Source organism: Micromonospora sp. BRA006-A (genome assembly GCF_033433935.1).
Classification (GTDB): Bacteria; Actinomycetota; Actinomycetes; order Mycobacteriales; family Micromonosporaceae; genus Micromonospora; species Micromonospora aurantiaca.
In genome coordinates this window covers 586,283-603,036 of the sequence record NZ_JANCLW010000001.1, presented here as the reverse complement: position 1 = coordinate 603,036, position 16,754 = coordinate 586,283, and the positions used below count along the sequence as shown (strand labels likewise).

13 protein-coding genes, 2 pseudogenes and 1 riboswitch are annotated in these 16,754 nt (G+C 69.0%); of the genes and pseudogenes, 3 read left to right on the top strand and 12 right to left on the bottom strand.

Going from position 1 to position 16,754, the window contains the following annotated elements; genetic code table 11:
- Positions 1 to 16: 16 nt before the first annotated feature.
- The 4 genes from NMK34_RS03000 to NMK34_RS02985 form a co-directional block, all read right to left on the bottom strand.
- Complete coding sequence (locus NMK34_RS03000; RefSeq protein ID WP_412098846.1) at positions 17 to 2,011, bottom strand: DUF5941 domain-containing protein; 1,995 nt, start codon at positions 2,009 to 2,011, stop codon at positions 17 to 19.
- The gene (locus tag NMK34_RS02995) at positions 2,008 to 2,751 is read right to left on the bottom strand and encodes an ABC transporter ATP-binding protein (protein WP_013283732.1); all 744 of its coding nucleotides are present in this window, start codon (positions 2,749 to 2,751) and stop codon (positions 2,008 to 2,010) included. The genes NMK34_RS03000 and NMK34_RS02995 overlap by 4 nt, the downstream gene beginning before the upstream one ends.
- On the bottom strand, positions 2,752 to 3,579 hold the full coding sequence (locus NMK34_RS02990) for an ABC transporter permease (protein WP_318332098.1): 828 nt from the start codon (positions 3,577 to 3,579) through the stop codon (positions 2,752 to 2,754).
- A gap of 66 nt (positions 3,580 to 3,645) precedes the next feature.
- Entirely contained in the window at positions 3,646 to 5,016 is a 1,371-nt protein-coding gene (locus NMK34_RS02985; protein ID WP_318332097.1) for an L-serine ammonia-lyase, read from the bottom strand.
- Positions 5,017 to 5,633: 617 nt separating this feature from the next.
- On the opposite strand from NMK34_RS02985, the gene NMK34_RS02980 reads away from it, so the two are divergent.
- From NMK34_RS02980 to NMK34_RS02970, 3 genes are all read left to right on the top strand, one after another.
- A complete protein-coding gene (locus tag NMK34_RS02980) occupies positions 5,634 to 5,840 on the top strand; it encodes a PspC domain-containing protein (protein ID WP_318332096.1) in 207 nt (68 codons plus the stop codon).
- A 252-nt stretch (positions 5,841 to 6,092) separates the two neighbouring features.
- Positions 6,093 to 6,632 carry a nicotinate-nucleotide adenylyltransferase gene (locus NMK34_RS02975; protein ID WP_318332095.1) on the top strand — a complete coding sequence of 180 codons (540 nt, stop codon included), beginning with the start codon at positions 6,093 to 6,095 and terminating at the stop codon, positions 6,630 to 6,632.
- Positions 6,633 to 6,654: 22 nt separating this feature from the next.
- Positions 6,655 to 7,251, top strand: coding sequence for a class I SAM-dependent methyltransferase (locus tag NMK34_RS02970; protein ID WP_318332094.1), 597 nt, complete (start codon positions 6,655 to 6,657; stop codon positions 7,249 to 7,251).
- Between the two features lie 15 nt (positions 7,252 to 7,266).
- On the opposite strand, the pseudogene NMK34_RS02965 reads toward NMK34_RS02970, so the two are convergent.
- The 8 genes and pseudogenes from NMK34_RS02965 to NMK34_RS02930 all read right to left on the bottom strand — a co-directional run bounded on the left by NMK34_RS02965 (position 7,267) and on the right by NMK34_RS02930 (position 16,585).
- Positions 7,267 to 7,877, bottom strand: a pseudogene (locus tag NMK34_RS02965) (transposase).
- Positions 7,878 to 8,002: 125 nt separating this feature from the next.
- Positions 8,003 to 8,665 (bottom strand): annotated as a pseudogene (locus tag NMK34_RS02960) (serine dehydratase beta chain); the annotation flags it as partial.
- Between the two features lie 105 nt (positions 8,666 to 8,770).
- The gene (locus NMK34_RS02955) at positions 8,771 to 9,697 is read right to left on the bottom strand and encodes a proline dehydrogenase family protein (protein ID WP_151012858.1); all 927 of its coding nucleotides are present in this window, start codon (positions 9,695 to 9,697) and stop codon (positions 8,771 to 8,773) included.
- A 92-nt stretch (positions 9,698 to 9,789) separates the two neighbouring features.
- Positions 9,790 to 11,058 (bottom strand): serine hydroxymethyltransferase, encoded by a 1,269-nt coding sequence (glyA, locus tag NMK34_RS02950; protein WP_318332093.1) that lies wholly within the window; start codon positions 11,056 to 11,058, stop codon positions 9,790 to 9,792.
- A gap of 6 nt (positions 11,059 to 11,064) precedes the next feature.
- Complete coding sequence (gene gcvH, locus NMK34_RS02945; protein ID WP_128138908.1) at positions 11,065 to 11,442, bottom strand: glycine cleavage system protein GcvH; 378 nt, start codon at positions 11,440 to 11,442, stop codon at positions 11,065 to 11,067.
- A 31-nt stretch (positions 11,443 to 11,473) separates the two neighbouring features.
- Complete coding sequence (gene gcvT / locus NMK34_RS02940; RefSeq protein WP_318332092.1) at positions 11,474 to 12,601, bottom strand: glycine cleavage system aminomethyltransferase GcvT; 1,128 nt, start codon at positions 12,599 to 12,601, stop codon at positions 11,474 to 11,476.
- Between the two features lie 138 nt (positions 12,602 to 12,739).
- Positions 12,740 to 12,829, bottom strand: a riboswitch (glycine riboswitch).
- A gap of 105 nt (positions 12,830 to 12,934) precedes the next feature.
- On the bottom strand, positions 12,935 to 13,897 hold the full coding sequence (locus NMK34_RS02935; RefSeq protein WP_318332091.1) for a LysR family transcriptional regulator: 963 nt from the start codon (positions 13,895 to 13,897) through the stop codon (positions 12,935 to 12,937).
- Between the two features lie 108 nt (positions 13,898 to 14,005).
- A complete protein-coding gene (locus NMK34_RS02930) occupies positions 14,006 to 16,585 on the bottom strand; it encodes a collagenase (RefSeq protein ID WP_318332090.1) in 2,580 nt (859 codons plus the stop codon).
- Between the last annotated feature and the right edge of the window lie 169 nt (positions 16,586 to 16,754).

Here is a 16,754-nt window from a genome sequence, read left to right as displayed (position 1 = left end):
CCCGGCCCGCCCTCCGTCAGCCCGGCGAGCGCACACCCCCACGGGCGCGGGCCGGCAGGACCACCCAGGCGAGGACCACGCTCGCGACAAAAACCACGAGAAGGTACGCACCGAGTGTAGCCAGAGCGATACTCGCATATCCGGCGATCAGCCCGATTGCCAGCAGCAGCGACCGCCCCGGCCAGCCGAGCGTGGCCGCGTGCAGCGGCGGCCCCGACTGCCGCTTCTCCAGCCGGGCCGTCAGGTCGTAGTGCAGCAGCGTGAGCACCAGGACGTACCCGAAGATCAGCCAGGCCGGCACCCGGCCCGCCACGCCGACCGCGATGGCGAACAGGTACTCGGCGGCCCGCAACGCGGCAGGCACCAGCCAGTCCAGCGACCCGTCGTGCGGCGACCGCGACGCCTGCGCGGCACCCAGCAGCAGCACCAGCGCGAGCACCGGCACCCAGACCGGCAGGTCGCCGCCGCCGTGCACCGCGAGCAACGCCCACACCAGCGTCCCCGCCGCGCCGAGCGCGCCGAGCACCGCCAGCAGCAGCGGCCGTCGCGCGGTCGGCAGCGTCCGCGCCAGCAGGCCGTCGTCGCGGTGCAGACCCGCGTCCACAGTAGTAAGCACCGGCACCCGCATCCACCGCGCCCGCAAGGTCCGCAACCCCCCGGTGTACGCGAACGCCAGCGTCCCCCAGACCAGCACCGCGACCAGCGCCGCCAGCGGCCCGAACAGCGCGGCGGCGATCGCGATCAGCGCCCACCGCTCACCGATCGGGAACACCACAGTGCGCTTCAGCCAGTACGACACCGAGCCGGTGTCCGCCTGCACCCGCGTCGACGCGGCGTTCAGCTTCCCGCCGATGCCGCCCGCGTCGGCGCTCACCACCTTCGGCCGCCGGGCCGCCTCGTCGTGCAGCGCGCCGTACCACGTGTCGGTCATGTGCCGCACGGTCTGCAACGTCATCGCGGCCAGCGCCAGCGCCCAGCCGTACCGGAATCCGGCGTGCGTGGCGCCGAAGCCGAGACCGGCGTAGACCACGTACTCCTTGAACCGGTCGGCCATCGTGTCCAGCCAGCCGCCCCAGGCGCTGAAGTGCCGGGTGTAGCGGGCCAACTGCCCGTCCACGCAGTCCAGCACGAAGCCCAGGTAGAGCAGGACCGCGCCGGCCACCAGCGCGGGCCGCCCACCGGCGCCGAACAGCACCGCCGCGGCCACCGCGAACGCCACCGAGACCATGGTGACCCCGGTCGGGCCGATCCCGATCCGGGCCGCCGCCTTCGTGACGTAGGGGGACCAGGTGCTGACGAAGAACGTGGTGAAGAAGTCGTCCCGCTCCTTCACCGACAGCTTCAACTCGGCCCGGTCCTCGTCGACGGCGGCCACCGCCGACTCGGCCGCCACCCGCTGCGCCTCGTCGCCGACCCGGTGCGCCACGAGCAGACGTACCCGATGGGCGAAGATCAGCGTGCCGCGGGCGGCGAGGCCGGCCACGAGCCGGTCCACCGCGCCCAGCGGCCCACCCCCGGCGGTGCCGGGCGCGGCCGGGGCGGCCAGGTCGGACGGCGGCACGTCGGGGACGGCACCCGCGGCGCGGCGGGCGGCGTCGGCGAGCGCGGGCAGGTCGGCCGCGCCGACCCGCAGCGCGCCGCCGAACACGCCGCTCGCGTCGGCGGCGCCGACCTCGACCACCTGCCCGCGCTCCTCACGCACCGTGGCCTGCCCGGCAGCGGGCGGATCGGTGAGCACCAGCGCCACCGTCGGCCCCACCGGGCTGGTCGCGAGGTGCTTGAGTACGGCGGTGTGCGCCACCAGGTCAGCGCCGCTCACCAGCACCGGGCCGGTCGCGCCGGCCACCAGGTCGGCCAGCTCGGTAAGGTCGGCGGCGATGCGCACGTCGTCCGCCCCGGCCCGGCGCCACTGCGCGGCCAGGCGCTCGGTGAGTGGTTCCCCGGCAGGTCGGCCGGGTTCGGTGAGGTGGCCCGCCGCCGGTTCGGCGGCGAGCACGATCGCGAGCGTCACCGCTTCGCCGCGTCGGCGTAGGCGGCCAGCGCCTCGTCGATCGTCCCGTCGACGATCAGCCGTCCGGCGTCGAGGTACAGCCCCCGACGGCAGAACCGGGTGAGGTCCTTGTCGTTGTGTGACACCAGCACCAGCGTGCGCCCTTCCGCGAGAAGTCGCTCGATGGTCGCATAGCACTTCGCGCGGAACTCCGCGTCCCCGACCGCTGTCACCTCGTCCACAAGCAGCACCGGGTGCGGCAGGTGCGCGATCACCGCGAAGCCCAGCCGTACCTTCATCCCCGACGAGTAGTGCCGCACCGACGTGTCGATGGCGCGTTCCACCTGCTCACCGGCGAACGAGACGATCTCGTCGAAGTGTTCCCGCAGGTACGCCGACGACAGCCCGTGCAGCCCGCCCACCAGGTAGAGGTTCTCCCGGCCGGTCAGGTCACCGGAGAACCCGGCGGACAGTTCGAGCAGTGGCGCCACCCGGCCGTGCACCCGGATCGAGCCCTCGTCCGGGATGAGCACACCCGCGATCAGCCGCAGAAGCGTGCTCTTGCCGGTGCCGTTGCGGCCCACCACGCCCACCGTCTCGCCCGGCTCGACCCGGAACGACAGGTCACGCAAAGGCCAGAACCGGCCCGCGTCCGGGTCGCGGGCACCCCGGTGCACGATCAGCTCCCGCAGCCGCAGCTGACGGCGCCGGTTGCGGACGAACCGGATGCCGAGCCCGTCCGCCTCGATGATCGGCGCCATTCAGAGTTCCTTCAGCACTGCCGGTTCGAGGCGGTGGAACGCCCACCAGCCCAGCGCCAGCACCAGCACGCTGCCGGACACCGTGATCGTGAGCAGCCGGGCGTCGGGGAACTCGTCCGGATACCAGACCGCGTGGTGCAGCTGGAAGATCCCGACCAGCGGGTTCAGCTCGTATCCGATCTTGAGCCAGCCCGGCATGCCCGACTCCCGCATCAGATCGAGCGGGTAGATGATCGGCGTCGCATAGAACAGCAGCCGGATGACCAACCGCATGGTGCGTTCGATGTCGCGCATCAGCACGTTGCCCGCCGACAGCAGCAGCGCCAGGCCCACCAGCAGCACGAACTGCACCGCCACCGCCAGCGGCAGGGCGAGCAGGCTCCAGCCTGGGCGGATCCTCCCCTGGCTCGCGTAGATCGCCGCGACGGCGGCCAGGATCGGCAACCCGGCCAGGTACTCGGCGAACCGGCCGGCGACCCGCCCGATCGGGAAGATCGGCCGGGGCAGGTTCATCGTGGTGATCAGCCGGGACTGCCCGGTGAGCGCGTTCGCGGCCTCGGTCAGCGCCGAACTCGCCCACATCCAGGCGAAGATGCCGGTGATCAGGAACAGCGGGTACGACCCGGCCGCCTCGCCCAGGTGCCGCCGGGTCGCGCCGGAGTAGAGCACGCCGAAGACGAACCAGTAGATCAGGCCCATGCCGAGCGGCTCGATCAGCGACCAGAAGTAGCCCAGCACCGACTGCTGGTACTTTACCGCGAGATCCCGGCGGACCAGGATGCGCAGCGAGGTGCGGGCGGACCAGAGCGCCGCGACGCCTGACGTCACCGCATGATGGTCGCTTTGTCAGTAGCGCTCCCGGGCCGGGTGCGGGCCGGGATCACCCCAACGGGGTCAGCACTCGATCACGTTGACGGCGAGCCCGCCCCGCGCGGTCTCCTTGTACTTGACCTTCATGTCCGCGCCGGTCTCCCGCATGGTCTTGATGACCTTGTCCAGCGACACGTGGTGCACCCCGTCGCCCCGCAACGCCAGCCGCGCCGCGGTGATCGCCTTGATGCTCGCCACCGCGTTGCGCTCGATGCACGGGATCTGCACCAGGCCGCCCACCGGATCGCAGGTCAGCCCCAGGTTGTGCTCCATGCCGATCTCGGCGGCGTTCTCCACCTGCTCCGGCGTACCGCCGAGCGCCTCGGCCAGCCCGGCCGCGGCCATCGAGCACGCCGAGCCCACCTCGCCCTGACAGCCCACCTCGGCCCCGGAGATCGACGCATTCTCCTTGAACAGCACACCGATCGCGCCCGCCGCCAGCAGGAACCGGACCACGCCCTCCTCGGAGGCACCCGGCACGAACCGGGTGTAGTAGTGCAGCACCGCCGGAATGATCCCGGCAGCCCCGTTCGTCGGCGCGGTGACCACCCGCCCGCCGGCCGCGTTCTCCTCGTTGACCGCCAGCGCGAACAACGTCACCCAGTCCATCGCGCGCAACGGATCCCCGCTGCCGGTCTCCGCCTCCAGGCCGCGCCGCATCTCCGCCGCGCGCCGCCGGACCTTCAACCCACCCGGCAGTACGCCGTCACGGGTGCAGCCGCTCTCCACGCACTCGCGCATCACCCGCCAGATCTCCAACAGCCCCGCCCGCACGTCCGCCTCGCTACGCCAGGCCAGCTCGTTGGCGAGCATCACCTCACTGATCGACAGACCGGTCTCCGAGGTGACAGTGAGCAGTTCCGCGCCGGTGAGGAACGGGTGCCGTACCCGCGTCGTGTCCGCCTTGATCCGGTCCGCCCCGGCGGCCGCCTCGTCCACCACGAACCCGCCGCCCACCGAGTAGTACGTGCGCGACCGCACCTCGTTCCCGGCCGCGTCGTACGCCGCGAACGTCATCCCGTTCGGGTGGTACGGCAACGAGCGCCGGCGATGCAGCACCAGATCCGTGTCCGGGTCGAAGTCGATCCCCTGGCTGCCGAACAGGTCGAGCCGCCGCTGGGTGCGGATCCGCTCCACGCGCGGCCCGACCGAGTCGGTGTCGACAGTCTCCGGGACCTCGCCCTCCAGCCCCAGCAGCACCGCCCGGTCACTGCCGTGCCCGTGACCGGTCGCCCCGAGCGAGCCGAACAACTCCGCCCGTACGCGCGCCACGTCAGCGAGCTGCCCGTCGGCCTTCAGACCCGCCACGAACGTACGAGCGGCCCGCATCGGCCCGACGGTGTGCGAGCTGGACGGCCCGATACCGACGCTGAAAAGATCGAAAACACTGATCATTTGCTGTTTCCTCGCCGTCGTCCCCGTTGTGCGGATCCGAGCCGGTGCGTAGGTGCCGCGCCCGCCGGGCGGGTGGGCGGCCGGCGCCCGGGGTGGGGGCGCCCGACCGGCGAGCCTACCTCGCCCCCGTGAATACCCGCCCCCACTCCGCCACATACCCGACCCGGCACCCCGTCCGCCCCCTCCCGCCCCGCTCTCACGCGCTAAGGCCTGACCCCGGCGAGATCTTGGTAGCAAATGACCCCCATAGGGGCCCTTTCGTACCAAGATCTCCACTGATCCCACTCCACGGAACACCTGTCTCGCAAGGCGGAACGCGCTCGACGCAGCAGTCCAGCCGAACGCCCCGCCACCCCACCAATCCCGCGATCTTGCAGTTATGGCCCCCAGAAAGGGTGTGAATGGGGCAGAACATGGGCAGCAACTGCAAGATCGCGTAAGCGGAGCAGGAAGCGGGGAGGAGGCAACAGGAGCGGGGTGCGTTGGTGGGGAGGGGCCGGGGTAAGCACCTACGGGTGCCCGGGTCGCCGATCCTCCTCGGGGCTGAGGGCGCGGCGCGTACCCCTTTCTACCGTGGAATTCAGCGCGGCGGATCGCCGCAGAAGTGGGAGACGACGATGAGTCGCAAACTGGTCCGGCCCCGCCAGGGGCGCATGATCGCCGGTGTCTGCGCCGGCCTGGGGCAGCGGTTCGGCATGTCGGCCGGCATGGTCCGGCTGCTGTTCCTGCTGTCGCTGCTGCTGCCCGGCACGCAGGTGATCGTCTACCTGGTCCTGTGGATTCTGATGCCGAACGAGGACCGCTACCTCGCCACCCGATCCTGACGGCGTCGCCGGCCGGGAGGAACGCCGTCGGGCTTGTGGCCGCAGATTTCAGACACGACGGTTGCTCACGGCATCGATCGCCCACAAAATGAGCCTCCGTCGTCGGGCGAAGGCTTCCGGTAGGTCGCCTGGCGAGTCATCTGGATCACGGCGGTGGCGGTGGCGGTTACCGATGAAGTGGGCGTCGTTCCCTCTCGCGAGCTGGAACGGCATCGAGAGGGTTTCGCCCACGGTCGATTCCAGGTGCTCCACATGGAGCACCTGGAATACCTGCTCGCGGCCGCCGAGCGGTGCGACTTCCTGCACGTGGGCATCACCCAACCGGATGTCGATGGCCTGAAACCCTCCAGCGGGGCGGGGAGCCATCGCCATGATCCCGCCGCCAACCCCCTGACGTACGCCGAACGCAAGGAACTCGTCACTCGGGTGCTGCTCGCCGCGGGCATCGACAGGACGACGTTCGCGGTGCACCCTTTCCCGATCGAGCAGCCCGAGGTGCTCGCCCGCTTCATACCCTTCACCGTCACCGCCTTCACCACGATCTGCGACGACTGGAACGTACGCAAGATCGAAGTTCTGCGTAGTCTTGGCTATAACGTCCAGGTGTTGTTCCGTCGCGACCGCCAGCGCATCACCGGCTCGGCGGTCCGGCACCTGATCAGGACGGGCGACGAGGCATGGACCACGCTGGTGCCTGCGGCCTGCCGGGACTATCTGATCAGCCTCGGCATAGCAGCGCGGTTGCAGCCGGTCGCGGTACCCGGAGGGACGGCTCATGTCCGATTACCGTGAGGTCAGGGAGAGCAGTCGACACGTGTACGACTCGCTGGCTGGCCAGTACGAGTCCAGAAGCGAAGTCCGCACCCCGTCGGCGGTGCGGCGAGCCGGCCACCTGGCCACACTCGTACCACCGGGCTCCCGCATCCTGGACGTGGGATGCGGTGTGGGGCTGACGATGGCCGAGTTCCGCCGCCTGGGTTTCGACGTGACGGGGCTCGACCTGTCGCCGGAGATGGCACGCCGTGCGCAAGCGCGGAATCCGTCGAGCACGGTGCTGGTCGGGGACTTCCTGGACCTACCGCTCCCGCACACGTACGACCTCGTTCTCGCGCAGGCCTTCATCCATCTCTTTCCCGCCGCTCAGGCAGGCGCCCTCTTCGGCAGATTCCGCGCCGTCGTCCCTCCCGGCGGCGTCCTGTCCGTCTGCACGAACGTATCGGCCGTCAGCACCCAAGGCTGGAGCGTCAAGGACGACTACCACCTTTCTGCCCCGCGCTTCAAGAAGTTCTGGCGACGGGAGGAGTTGCGCGGAGCCCTCGCGACCCATGACTTCGAGGTGATCGATGAGCGGCGGACCGTTGACGTCCGCGGCAAGCACTTCATCGAGGTATGCGCGCGCCGAGCGGGCTAAGGCGTGTCCTGTCGATCATGGGAGCCAGATGACGGCAGCGATCAGGACGAGGCCGGCTCGGTAGAGGGATGCGCGTTTGGCGTATCGCGTTGCCAGGTCACGCCACTGCTTGAGCCGGTTGAAGCAGCGTTCCACGACGTTGCGCTTCTTGTAGATCACCTTGTCGAAGGCCGGTGGTCGCCCGCCGTGGCTGCCCTTGGCGGCCCGGCGAGCGACCTGGTCGCTGCGTTCCGGGATGACGTGCCGGATCCCGCGTTGTCGCAGGGCTCGGCGGGTCGAGTCATGTGCATAGCCCTTGTCCGCGATCAGCACCTCCGGTCGCTTGCGGGGCCGCACTTGTCGGGGAGCCCTCTTGTGGCGGGCGCCAGCGGCATGCTGGTGCGTCCGCACGATCGACGAGTCGATGCCGATCGTCCACTGCACCGGTGTGCCGTCGTCATGCACCTGTGCCCCGGCCAGGATCCGATGTCCCGTCAGCGGTCCAGCGGCGCACCCGTGCGTAGCTTCCACAAGATCCCGTTGATGACCTGGCGGTGATTCCGCCACCGCCCCCGAGCTCCGCCAGGTTCCGGTAGCAGCGGCGCGATCACCGCCGACGCCTCATCGGTCAGCTCACCACGACGCACCGCCGGCACATCGTCAACGATCAGCCATTGAGCCATTTTCATCGTGACGGCGCAGGTCACGGGCGGTGTGGGAGGCCGGTGTCCAGGTAGGACGAGGCTCCCGGTAAGACAGCAATCGACCAAGACTCGCGCATCACCCGCCAGATCTCCAACAGCCCCGCCCGCACGTCCGCCTCGCTACGCCAGGCCAGCTCGTTGGCGAGCATCACCTCACTGATCGACAGACCCGTCTCGGACGTGACGGTCAGCAGTTCCGCGCCGGTCAGGAACGGATGCCGTACCCGGGTCGTGTCCGCCTTGATCCGGTCCGCCCCGGCCGCCGCCTCGTCCACCACGAACCCGCCGCCCACCGAGTAGTACGTGCGCGTCCGCACCTCGTTCCCGGCCGCGTCGTACGCCGCGAACGTCATCCCGTTCGGGTGATACGGCAACGAGCGCCGGCGATGCAGCACCAGATCCGCGTCCGGGTCGAAGTCGATCCCCTGGCTACCGAACAGGTCGAGCCGCCGCTGCGTGCGGATCCGCTCCACCCGAGGCCCGACCGAGTCGGTGTCGACAGTCTCCGGGACCTCGCCCTCCAGCCCCAGCAGCACCGCCCGGTCACTGCCGTGCCCGTGCCCGGTCGCCCCGAGCGAGCCGAACAACTCCGCCCGTACGCGCGCCACACCGGCGAGCTGCCCGTCGGCCTTCAGGCCCGCCACGAACGTACGAGCGGCCCGCATCGGCCCGACGGTGTGCGAGCTGGACGGCCCGATACCGACGCTGAAAAGATCGAAAACACTGATCACGGCGCAATGCTCCTGTCATCGCCACGGACGACGGTCTTCGGTTCCGCGTGACCGCCCATGGCTGCCTGGTCCGCGGCGAACGATGCCGGAAGCTCCGCGTCGCGCTCAGTCGGCGGCGCCCGGCTTGAAGGATCGAGCCAGGAGGAGCAGGTTCGCGGGCTTCTCGGCAAGCCTGCGGGTGAAATACGCGTACCAGTCCTGTCCATACGGCAGATAAACCCGTACGCGGTACCCCTCCCCCGCAAGCCGCGTCTGCTCGTTCGCGCGGATGCCGTACAGCATCTGGACCTCGAAGTCGGTGGTGCTCCGGCCACCGGCGCGGGCGAGTCCGATGGCGCTGTCGATCAGGCGGGGGTCGTGGGTCGCCACCATGGGATAGCCCTGGCCCTGCATCAGGATCCGCAGGCACCTGTCGAATGCCTCGTCGATCTGACGCCGTCGCGTAAAGGCCACCGACGCCGGCTCCGCGTAGGCTCCCTTGACCAGGCGCACCCGGCTCCCTGCGTACGCGAGGCGCTGGCAGTCCGCCGGGGTACGGTGCAGGCACGCCTGCAGCGCCACGCCCACCCAGGGAAATTCGGTACGCAGTTCGTCCAGTACGGCCAGCGTCAGGTCAACCGTGGTGTGATCCTCCATGTCGAGGGTCACCGTGGCGTCGGCGGCAGCCGCAGCGGCACAGATGTCGCGTGTCAGCCGATAGGCGTGTCGGCGACCGTTGTGGGGCAGCGCGCTACCGAGCGCCGACAGTTTCACCGACACCTCGGCCATACCGGGCATCCGCATCGCGGAGAGCAGGCTGAGATACGCGTCCCGTACAGCGGCAGCCTGCTCGACTGTCGTCGTTCCTTCGCCGAGATGGTCGATCGTCACCCGCATCCCGGAATCGACGATGCGCCGCGCCACTGCGATCGCCTCGTCATTCACCTCGCCGGCAACGAATCGTTGCACCACGCCCCGGGTCAGGGGGGATCCGGCCACGATTCTCCGGAGTCGGTGACTGCCGGCCGCCATCAGCAACAGCTTGTTCGGCAATTGGGGTCCTTTCTCGGGGCTGTTGTCGCCCTCAGGAAGCAGAGCGTGACGAAGTGATCTAGCACCCGCGGAAGCTCGGGTTCCCCGTACGGTCAGGAGGTGTGGCCGGGATGGAGGGGGTACCGATCGACGAGGCGAGCCACCCGCGTGCGTAGCGACGTGTCAGCCTCCTTGCCAGTCAGAGCACCGGCGATGATGTCGGCCACCTCCATGAACTCCGCTTCGGAGAATCCTCGGGTGGCGAGACCGGAGGTGCCGATCCGTAGCCCGGAGGTCACCATCGGCGGGCGGGGGTCGAACGGCACGGCATTACGGTTGACGGTGATGCCGACGCCTTGCAGCAGCCGCTCCGCCTGCGCGCCATCGAGATCCGCGTGACTCAGGTCGACCAGCACCAGGTGCACGTCGGTGCCTCCGCTGACCACCCGGATGCCGGCCTTCGCGACCTCGGCGGCGCCGAGACGATCGGCAACGATCTTCGCGCCGGTCAGGGCACGCCGCTGCTGATCCTGGAACCGCGGTTCTCCGGCGATCCGAAAGGCCACCGCCTTCGCGGCCACGACATGCGCCAGCGGACCACCTTGCTGGCCCGGGAAGACCGCAGAGTCCAGCCTCCGCGCGAGATCGGTGTACGCGCTGAGGATGGTGCCGCCCCGGGGGCCGCCGAGGGTCTTGTGCGTGGTCAGGGTGACGACATGGGCGTGAGGCACCGGGTTGGGATGCAGACCGGCCGCGACCAACCCGGCGAAATGTGCCATGTCCACGAGCAGGTATGCATCCACCTGATCGGCGATCCGCCGGAACCGGGCGAAATCGAGCGTCCGAGGGTAGGCCGACCAGCCGGCGATGAGCAGCTTCGGCCGATGCTCGCGCGCCAGCTCTTCGACCTCGTCCATGTCGATCAGGTGGTTTTCGGCGCCTACGCGATAGCTCACGGCCCGGTACAGCCGCCCCGAGTAGTTGATGCGCATGCCATGGGTCAGATGACCGCCGTGAGCGAGGTCGAGCCCGAGGATGGTGTCACCCGGCTGGAGCAGAGCAGCCATCACGGCGGCGTTCGCCTGCGATCCGGAATGCGGCTGCACGTTCGCGTACGTGGCACCGAACAGCCGCTTGGCCCGGTCGATCGCCAGGCACTCGATGTCGTCGACATGCTCGCATCCGCTGTAGTAGCGCCGCCCCGGGTAGCCCTCCGCGTACTTGTTGGTGAGGGCCGATCCCTGCGCCTGAAGCACGGCTCGGGGCGCGAGATTCTCGGAGGCGATCATGCCCAAGGTCTCGTGTTGGCGGCGTAGCTCCCGGCCGATCGCCTCGGCGACGACGGGGTCGAGGTCGGCCAGATCATCGTCGAAGGCTGCCATCGGGGCCTACCGCGACTCGTTGGAGAAGGCGCGGTACTCGTCCGGCGACATCAGGGAAGGCACCTGCGCCAACCGGACCCGCAGAAGCCAGCCTTTGCCGTACGGATCGACGCCGATCAGGCCCGGATCGGCGATGACCGCCTCGTTGACGGCGACGACCTCTCCGCTGACCGGGAGGTACAGCTCCGCGACCGACTTCGTGGACTCGACCTCTCCACACACGTCACCGGCAGTCAGGTGGCTCCCCGGCTCGGGCAGTTGCACATAGATGACATCACCGAGCGCTTCGGCGGCGAAAGCGGTGATGCCCACTTCGGCCGGCTGAACCGAGTCGTTGACCCACTCGTGGTTGAGGCTGTACTTCAGGTGTTCCGGTACGTTCATGACGCTGAACCCTCGCAAGGAATGGCCGCGATCACCGCGGACGACGGTAGAACGGAAGAGGGACGATCTCGACGGGCTCGGTGGTCCCCCGGATCTGCACGGCCAGCCGGATGCTGTCGCCGGTGCCGGCACGGATGCCGGCCATCGCGATCGGTCGTTTGAATGTGGGTGACGGGGCGCCGCTTGTGATGAGGCCGACCGGATCAGCACCATGGCCGTCGTCGGTCAGCGTCACCACCTGCTGGCCCGCTCGGGGAATTCTCTGCCCGGACGCGACGAGGCCGACGAGCCGACGGGTGACGCCGCTCTTGTGGGCCTCGGCCAGCGCGGCTCGTCCGACGAAGTCGCCTGGTTTGACGAAGGACACCACCCGCCCCAGCCCGGCATCGAACGGGGTGACGTCACGGCCGATCTCTGCGCCGTACAACGGCATCCCAGCCTCGATGCGGAGGGTGTCGCGGCACGCCAGCCCCGTGGGCGTCAAGCCGTGACGCCGACCGGCCACAAGCGCTGCTTCCCACGTGCGGACCGCGTCTTCGGCGTGTACGAGCAGTTCGAAGCCGTCTTCGCCGGTGTAGCCGGTACGAGCCACGACGGCTGGCCGACCGTCGATGTTCAGTAGCGCTACGGTGTAGTAGCGGAGCCGGGTGAGTCCCGTACCGGTCAGGGCTTCCACGATGGGGGCGGCGCGCGGCCCCTGCACCGCGATGATCGCCCGCTCGTTCGTGCGGTCGGCGGCCCAGGCCGCGTAGTCCGCACAACGGGTCCTGATGGCCTCATGTACGACGCGTGTGTTGATGGCGTTGACGACCAGCAGGTACCGGTGCGATGCGAGGCGATAGGCAACGAGGTCGTCCAGCACCCCGCCGGCGGCGTCGCAGAGCATGGTGTAGCGCGCGCCGCCGATCGGTACGGCGGACAGGTGCCCGACCAGAGCGTAGTCCAGTGCTGCCGGGGCCTCCGGCCCCGACACCTCGAGCTGACCCATGTGGCTGAGATCGAAGAGGCCGGCCTGTTCGCGTACGGCGCGGTGCTCAGCGAGCTCACTTCCGTAGCGAAGGGGCATCCGCCAGCCGCTGAAGTCGGTGAATCGAGCTCCGTGTCCTATGTGCGATGCATGCAGAGGTGAGCGGAGCAGAGCCGCAGGATCCTGGTGCACGGGGGCGCTCCTCGTCCCGACGCACGCGGCGTCGAACGGTCGGTTGCCTCCCGCTCTGTCATTGACCTGAGAGCTTCACCGCTGCGTCAGCGGCTTGCACCGTGGGTGAGACGACGGTCGTCTGCTTTCCAGAGTCACCTCGCCTGCACGGTAATGGGGCCTGAGAGTTTCTTGGGAGTTTGCTCCTTCGGCGCTCCGAATGAACGGAGTCTCTCCCGTGCAGGTTCGAATGGTGTCTATGTAGTTGTGGGCCATTCGCAGGTTAGATGACGGCATATACCGCGTCAACATCATCCTGCCCATAGCTGATGCCTATATATCGCCGTCGGATCGCTACGACGCTGCGGGATGGGCGTGGGGGTTGGCCCGCCACCATCGGGCGAAGGCAGCGTTGTCGTTGACGTGATCCAGGTAGGCCCGGGTGATGGCCTGGAACAGGATGCTGCTCTGTGCAGAGGTCAGCGCATCGCGCCGCCAGACGACCATCAGCCTGGCCAGCAACTGCGGCTCCCCGCGCAGCGGCAGCACCCGAGTCCCGGCGGCCGGGGCCCAGGTCGGGTCGACCAGCCGGACACCGTCTCCGGCGGCCACCAGTGGGTGCGCGGCGCCACTCGGCGCTTCGTACCGGATCTTCGGCTCGAAACCTGCAGCGCGGCAGGCCCGTCGCAGCGAGGCAAGTGAGCCGTCGTCCGGCCCCGGCGGGCACACCCACGATTCGTTTCTCAGGTCGGCCAGCCGCACCTGCTCGTGGTGGGACTGCGGGTGGGAGGCGGACATGGCGACGAAGATCGGGTAACGGGGGATCAGTGGCCGGCTGGTGAGCGTGGGACCGATCGGCATCTCGAAGCCCTCAAGGATGCCCAGCAACGCGGCATCCAACTGGCCCCGGGTGAGTGCCTCCACCAACAGGCGCGAGGACGGCTCGATCTGCAGCGCGATCTCCGGATCCGGGAACGCTTCCGCGACATGACGTACGATACTGCCCGCGCAGGCGATGTGGACGGTGCCGAGTCGGAGCAGGCCCGGATTGGGGTGCCGGTCGCCGAAGTCCTCGACGAGCGCGTCGACCTCGGCCAGCACGACGCGGGCGCGCTGGAGCACCTGCTTGCCGAGTTCGGTCGGTTGCATACCGGTACGGCTTCGGACGAACAGCGGCCCACCGACCATCTTCTCGATCCGATGCACCTGGGCCGTCAGCGCGGGCTGCGACAGACCCAGGCGGGCGGCGGCGCCGGTCACGCTTCCGGCCTCGGCGATGGCACTGATCGCCCGCAGGTGGCGCACATCGATGCCCATGACCGAGATTATGCACGCGACCGCAGGCGGCCCGGTGGCCACAGGCCAGGCGGGCGCGCCGCCCGGCGACTCCCGCCGGGCGGCGCGCTCATACCCATCACATGGGGTTCAGTAGCGCGTGCTCACCGTGGCGCCGGAGCAGGCGGTCTTCCCGTAGAGGCTGATGTAGTGGTACCCGGCGGCCGGGCTGGGGATGGCCAGCGACTCGGTGTTGCCGGCCCCGGCAGAGGAGCGGGTGGCGTTGCTGGTGGTGGCCCAACTCGACGGACTGTAGTAGAGATCGCAGTTGCCTGTGCCGCCGGCTGCGGCAATGGTGAGGGTGCTGACGCCGGCGGGCAGGTAGATGTACAGGTAGTCGTAGTTGCCCGCGGTCGCGGAGCGTCCGCTGCGCTGGCAGTCGCGGTCGAGGGTACGCGTGTCAGTGCCACCGCATTCCGGCATGGTGGTGCCGCCGCCCGTCGTGACCGAGATGGTCTGGGACGATCTCGCGGTCGCTCCCTGGTTGTCGGTGACCGTCAGCGAGACGGTGTAGGTGCCGGCCGCAGCGTAGGTCTTGCTGGGGTTGACGGTCGACGAGGTGCTCCCGTCCCCGAAGGCCCACTGCCGTGAGGCGATGCTGCCGTCGGCGTCCGTGGACCGGTCGGTGAAGGTGGCGGTGAGCCCACTGGTCGCCACGATGAACGAGGCGGACGGCGGCTGGTTGGTCGGGGGCGGCGTGGTGCCCCCGCCGCAATCCCCTGCCGCGCAGCGCGTCAGCCAGGCGTCGAAGTCGGCGTCGTAGCGCGAGCCGATGGTGCTGGTGAGGTACGTGCGGGCGGCGTTGAATGCCCCCGATCGGTAGTATCCGAGCACTGTCGTCATGTCCGGCCGATGGGACTGCATCATGTACCGCACGGCCAGGTAGCCCCAGTTGTAGATGCGCGTCTGGTCGTTGTTGTAGGTGGTGTCGAACAGCGTGCGCAGCGCATAGGTGTGGTTGCCCGCCTGGTTCTGGGCGCTGGTGTAGGTGACGTTCCGGTAGGAGTAGGAGACGTACTCGGCGAAGCCTTCGATCCACCAGATGGTAGGTGTGGTGATGTTGGCGCTGAAGTCGCCGTACATGTTGAACCGGCCATCGAGGTAGTGGGTGTACTCGTGGTTGAGGTTCCAGATCTGGAAGGCCGGCCGGACCCACTCGGCTTCGTAGGCGATGAACCTTGCCTGGTTGCTGGGGTCCGACGGGTTGCCCTCCAGGTACATACCACCGTTGTTCGTATCGATGCCGTAGATGGCGCCCGCGTAGGTCTGGTAGTCGGTGCTCGAGTTGAAGACGACAACCTCGATGTCGGTGTTGACATCGCCTGCCACCGGCCCGCTGTCCCCGACCAGGCTGTGGAAGTAGGCGTCCTGGCCCTTCAGGCTGGTGCAGGACTGGCTCAGTTCAGCCGAGGTCATGTCCTGCGCGACGATCTTGATCGATGGGCTGCATGTGTAGTTGATCGTCAGGACAGAGCTGGTCAGCTGGGCGGAGAGGTTGCAGGTGGTGTAGTAGGAGCAGTTGGCGACGTCGTATGCCTGGGTCATCTCGGCGACGCCGACCCAGAGCGGCGCGGTCGGGCCGGTCATGTTGCTTCGCGAGAGAAGCGCCGACGCCATCGGCCGCGCGATGGGCTTGAGCGGGGCGTGCTGCAGGAATCGTCCGAGTTCCCGGCCCGCGTTCGACGTGAGGTAGCCGTTGTCGGTGCCGAGGAGACCGGCGTGGGTGTTGGCGAAGTTGTACAGGTTGTCGAGCACGGTGCGGTCGCCCTGCACGGCGGAGACGAACGCGGGCACCTGGTGGCCTCGGAACAGCACCGTGTAGACGTTGTTGACCGCGTTGAGCATGTACCAGGACGAGGTGTACGACGAGTTGAAGCCGGTCAGGAGCCGGTTCACCACGAACAGGTATCGGGCGTTCTCCTGTGCGCTGTCGATGAGCGTCACCGCCTCCGCCAGGGTTTCACCGTTGGCGTCGGTCACGTCCCAGGCGCGTGCGTTCGCGAAGAAGGCGTCGAGCGCTGAGCGGATCGCGGTCTGCAGTGCCGGCCCGTACGTTCCGACGCTCGTGTCGTACCACTGCACGTAGTAGCCGGCCCGCAGGTAGAGAACGAGCTGGGGCATGCCGGTGGAGGGGTTACCCGGGTAGCCGGGCGAGCCGTCCCGCACGGCGTACGCGACGCTTGCCATCTGCGCCTCGCGGAAGGCGTTGTAGGCATCGCTGCCGGAGAGGCTGAACAGGCTGTTGATGCAGTCGACAGTGGATCCCTTGATCTGGCTGACCAGTGCCGATCCCGTTCGGCCGGTGAAGTCTGCGGGGCTGCAGGCGGCAGCGGCAGCGCGAGACCCGGCGTCCGACGGCCGAGCGCGTCGCTTCGCGGTTGCGGGGCGGTCGTAGTCGACGCGGGCGGCGTCCTTCGCGGCCGGCTGCGGCGGGCGCTTGTGTACGGGGAGCGCCTGCTCGCTCACATGGTCTACCCGGTCCTTGCCCCGAACAGTCGCATCGCCCGCTGCCGGCGGTGCCGCATCGGTCTTTCTGGCCTGCTGCCCGGGTGGCACGGGCCGCGCCGAGTTCGCGGCGGCCGGCGGCGCGATGATGCCGCAGGCGAGCGTCAGCGCGGTGAGCGCGCCGAACAGCTGACCTAGTCTTCGCCGCAATGGGTGTCCAGACATGCTCTCTCCTCATGGGCGAGGGTGTGATCCAGCAAAGGCGCTGACGCACTTCGATGGATGCTTGGGGGGTGGACGCTAGCCAGGCGGCTCCGGCGGCCACAACGAGTCCACAGCGGGCGGTCAGGGTGGCCCGCCTGGGCCTTACCGGAACCTGTGAGCGATGCGTCGA

What these genes read in the sequence shown, in the direction of transcription:
- NMK34_RS02985 (WP_318332097.1), bottom strand. Translation starts at nt 5,016, where the DNA reads ATGATCAGTGTTTTCGATCTTTTCAGCGTCGGTATCGGGCCGTCCAGC.
- gcvH (WP_128138908.1), bottom strand. Translation starts at nt 11,442, where the DNA reads ATGAACGTACCGGAACACCTGAAGTACAGCCTCAACCACGAGTGGGTC.
- NMK34_RS02980 (WP_318332096.1), top strand. Translation starts at nt 5,634, where the DNA reads ATGAGTCGCAAACTGGTCCGGCCCCGCCAGGGGCGCATGATCGCCGGT.
- NMK34_RS02930 (WP_318332090.1), bottom strand. Translation starts at nt 16,585, where the DNA reads ATGTCTGGACACCCATTGCGGCGAAGACTAGGTCAGCTGTTCGGCGCG.
- NMK34_RS02975 (WP_318332095.1), top strand. Translation starts at nt 6,093, where the DNA reads ATGGAGCACCTGGAATACCTGCTCGCGGCCGCCGAGCGGTGCGACTTC.
- NMK34_RS02995 (WP_013283732.1), bottom strand. Translation starts at nt 2,751, where the DNA reads ATGGCGCCGATCATCGAGGCGGACGGGCTCGGCATCCGGTTCGTCCGC.
- NMK34_RS02935 (WP_318332091.1), bottom strand. Translation starts at nt 13,897, where the DNA reads ATGGGCATCGATGTGCGCCACCTGCGGGCGATCAGTGCCATCGCCGAG.
- glyA (WP_318332093.1), bottom strand. Translation starts at nt 11,058, where the DNA reads ATGGCAGCCTTCGACGATGATCTGGCCGACCTCGACCCCGTCGTCGCC.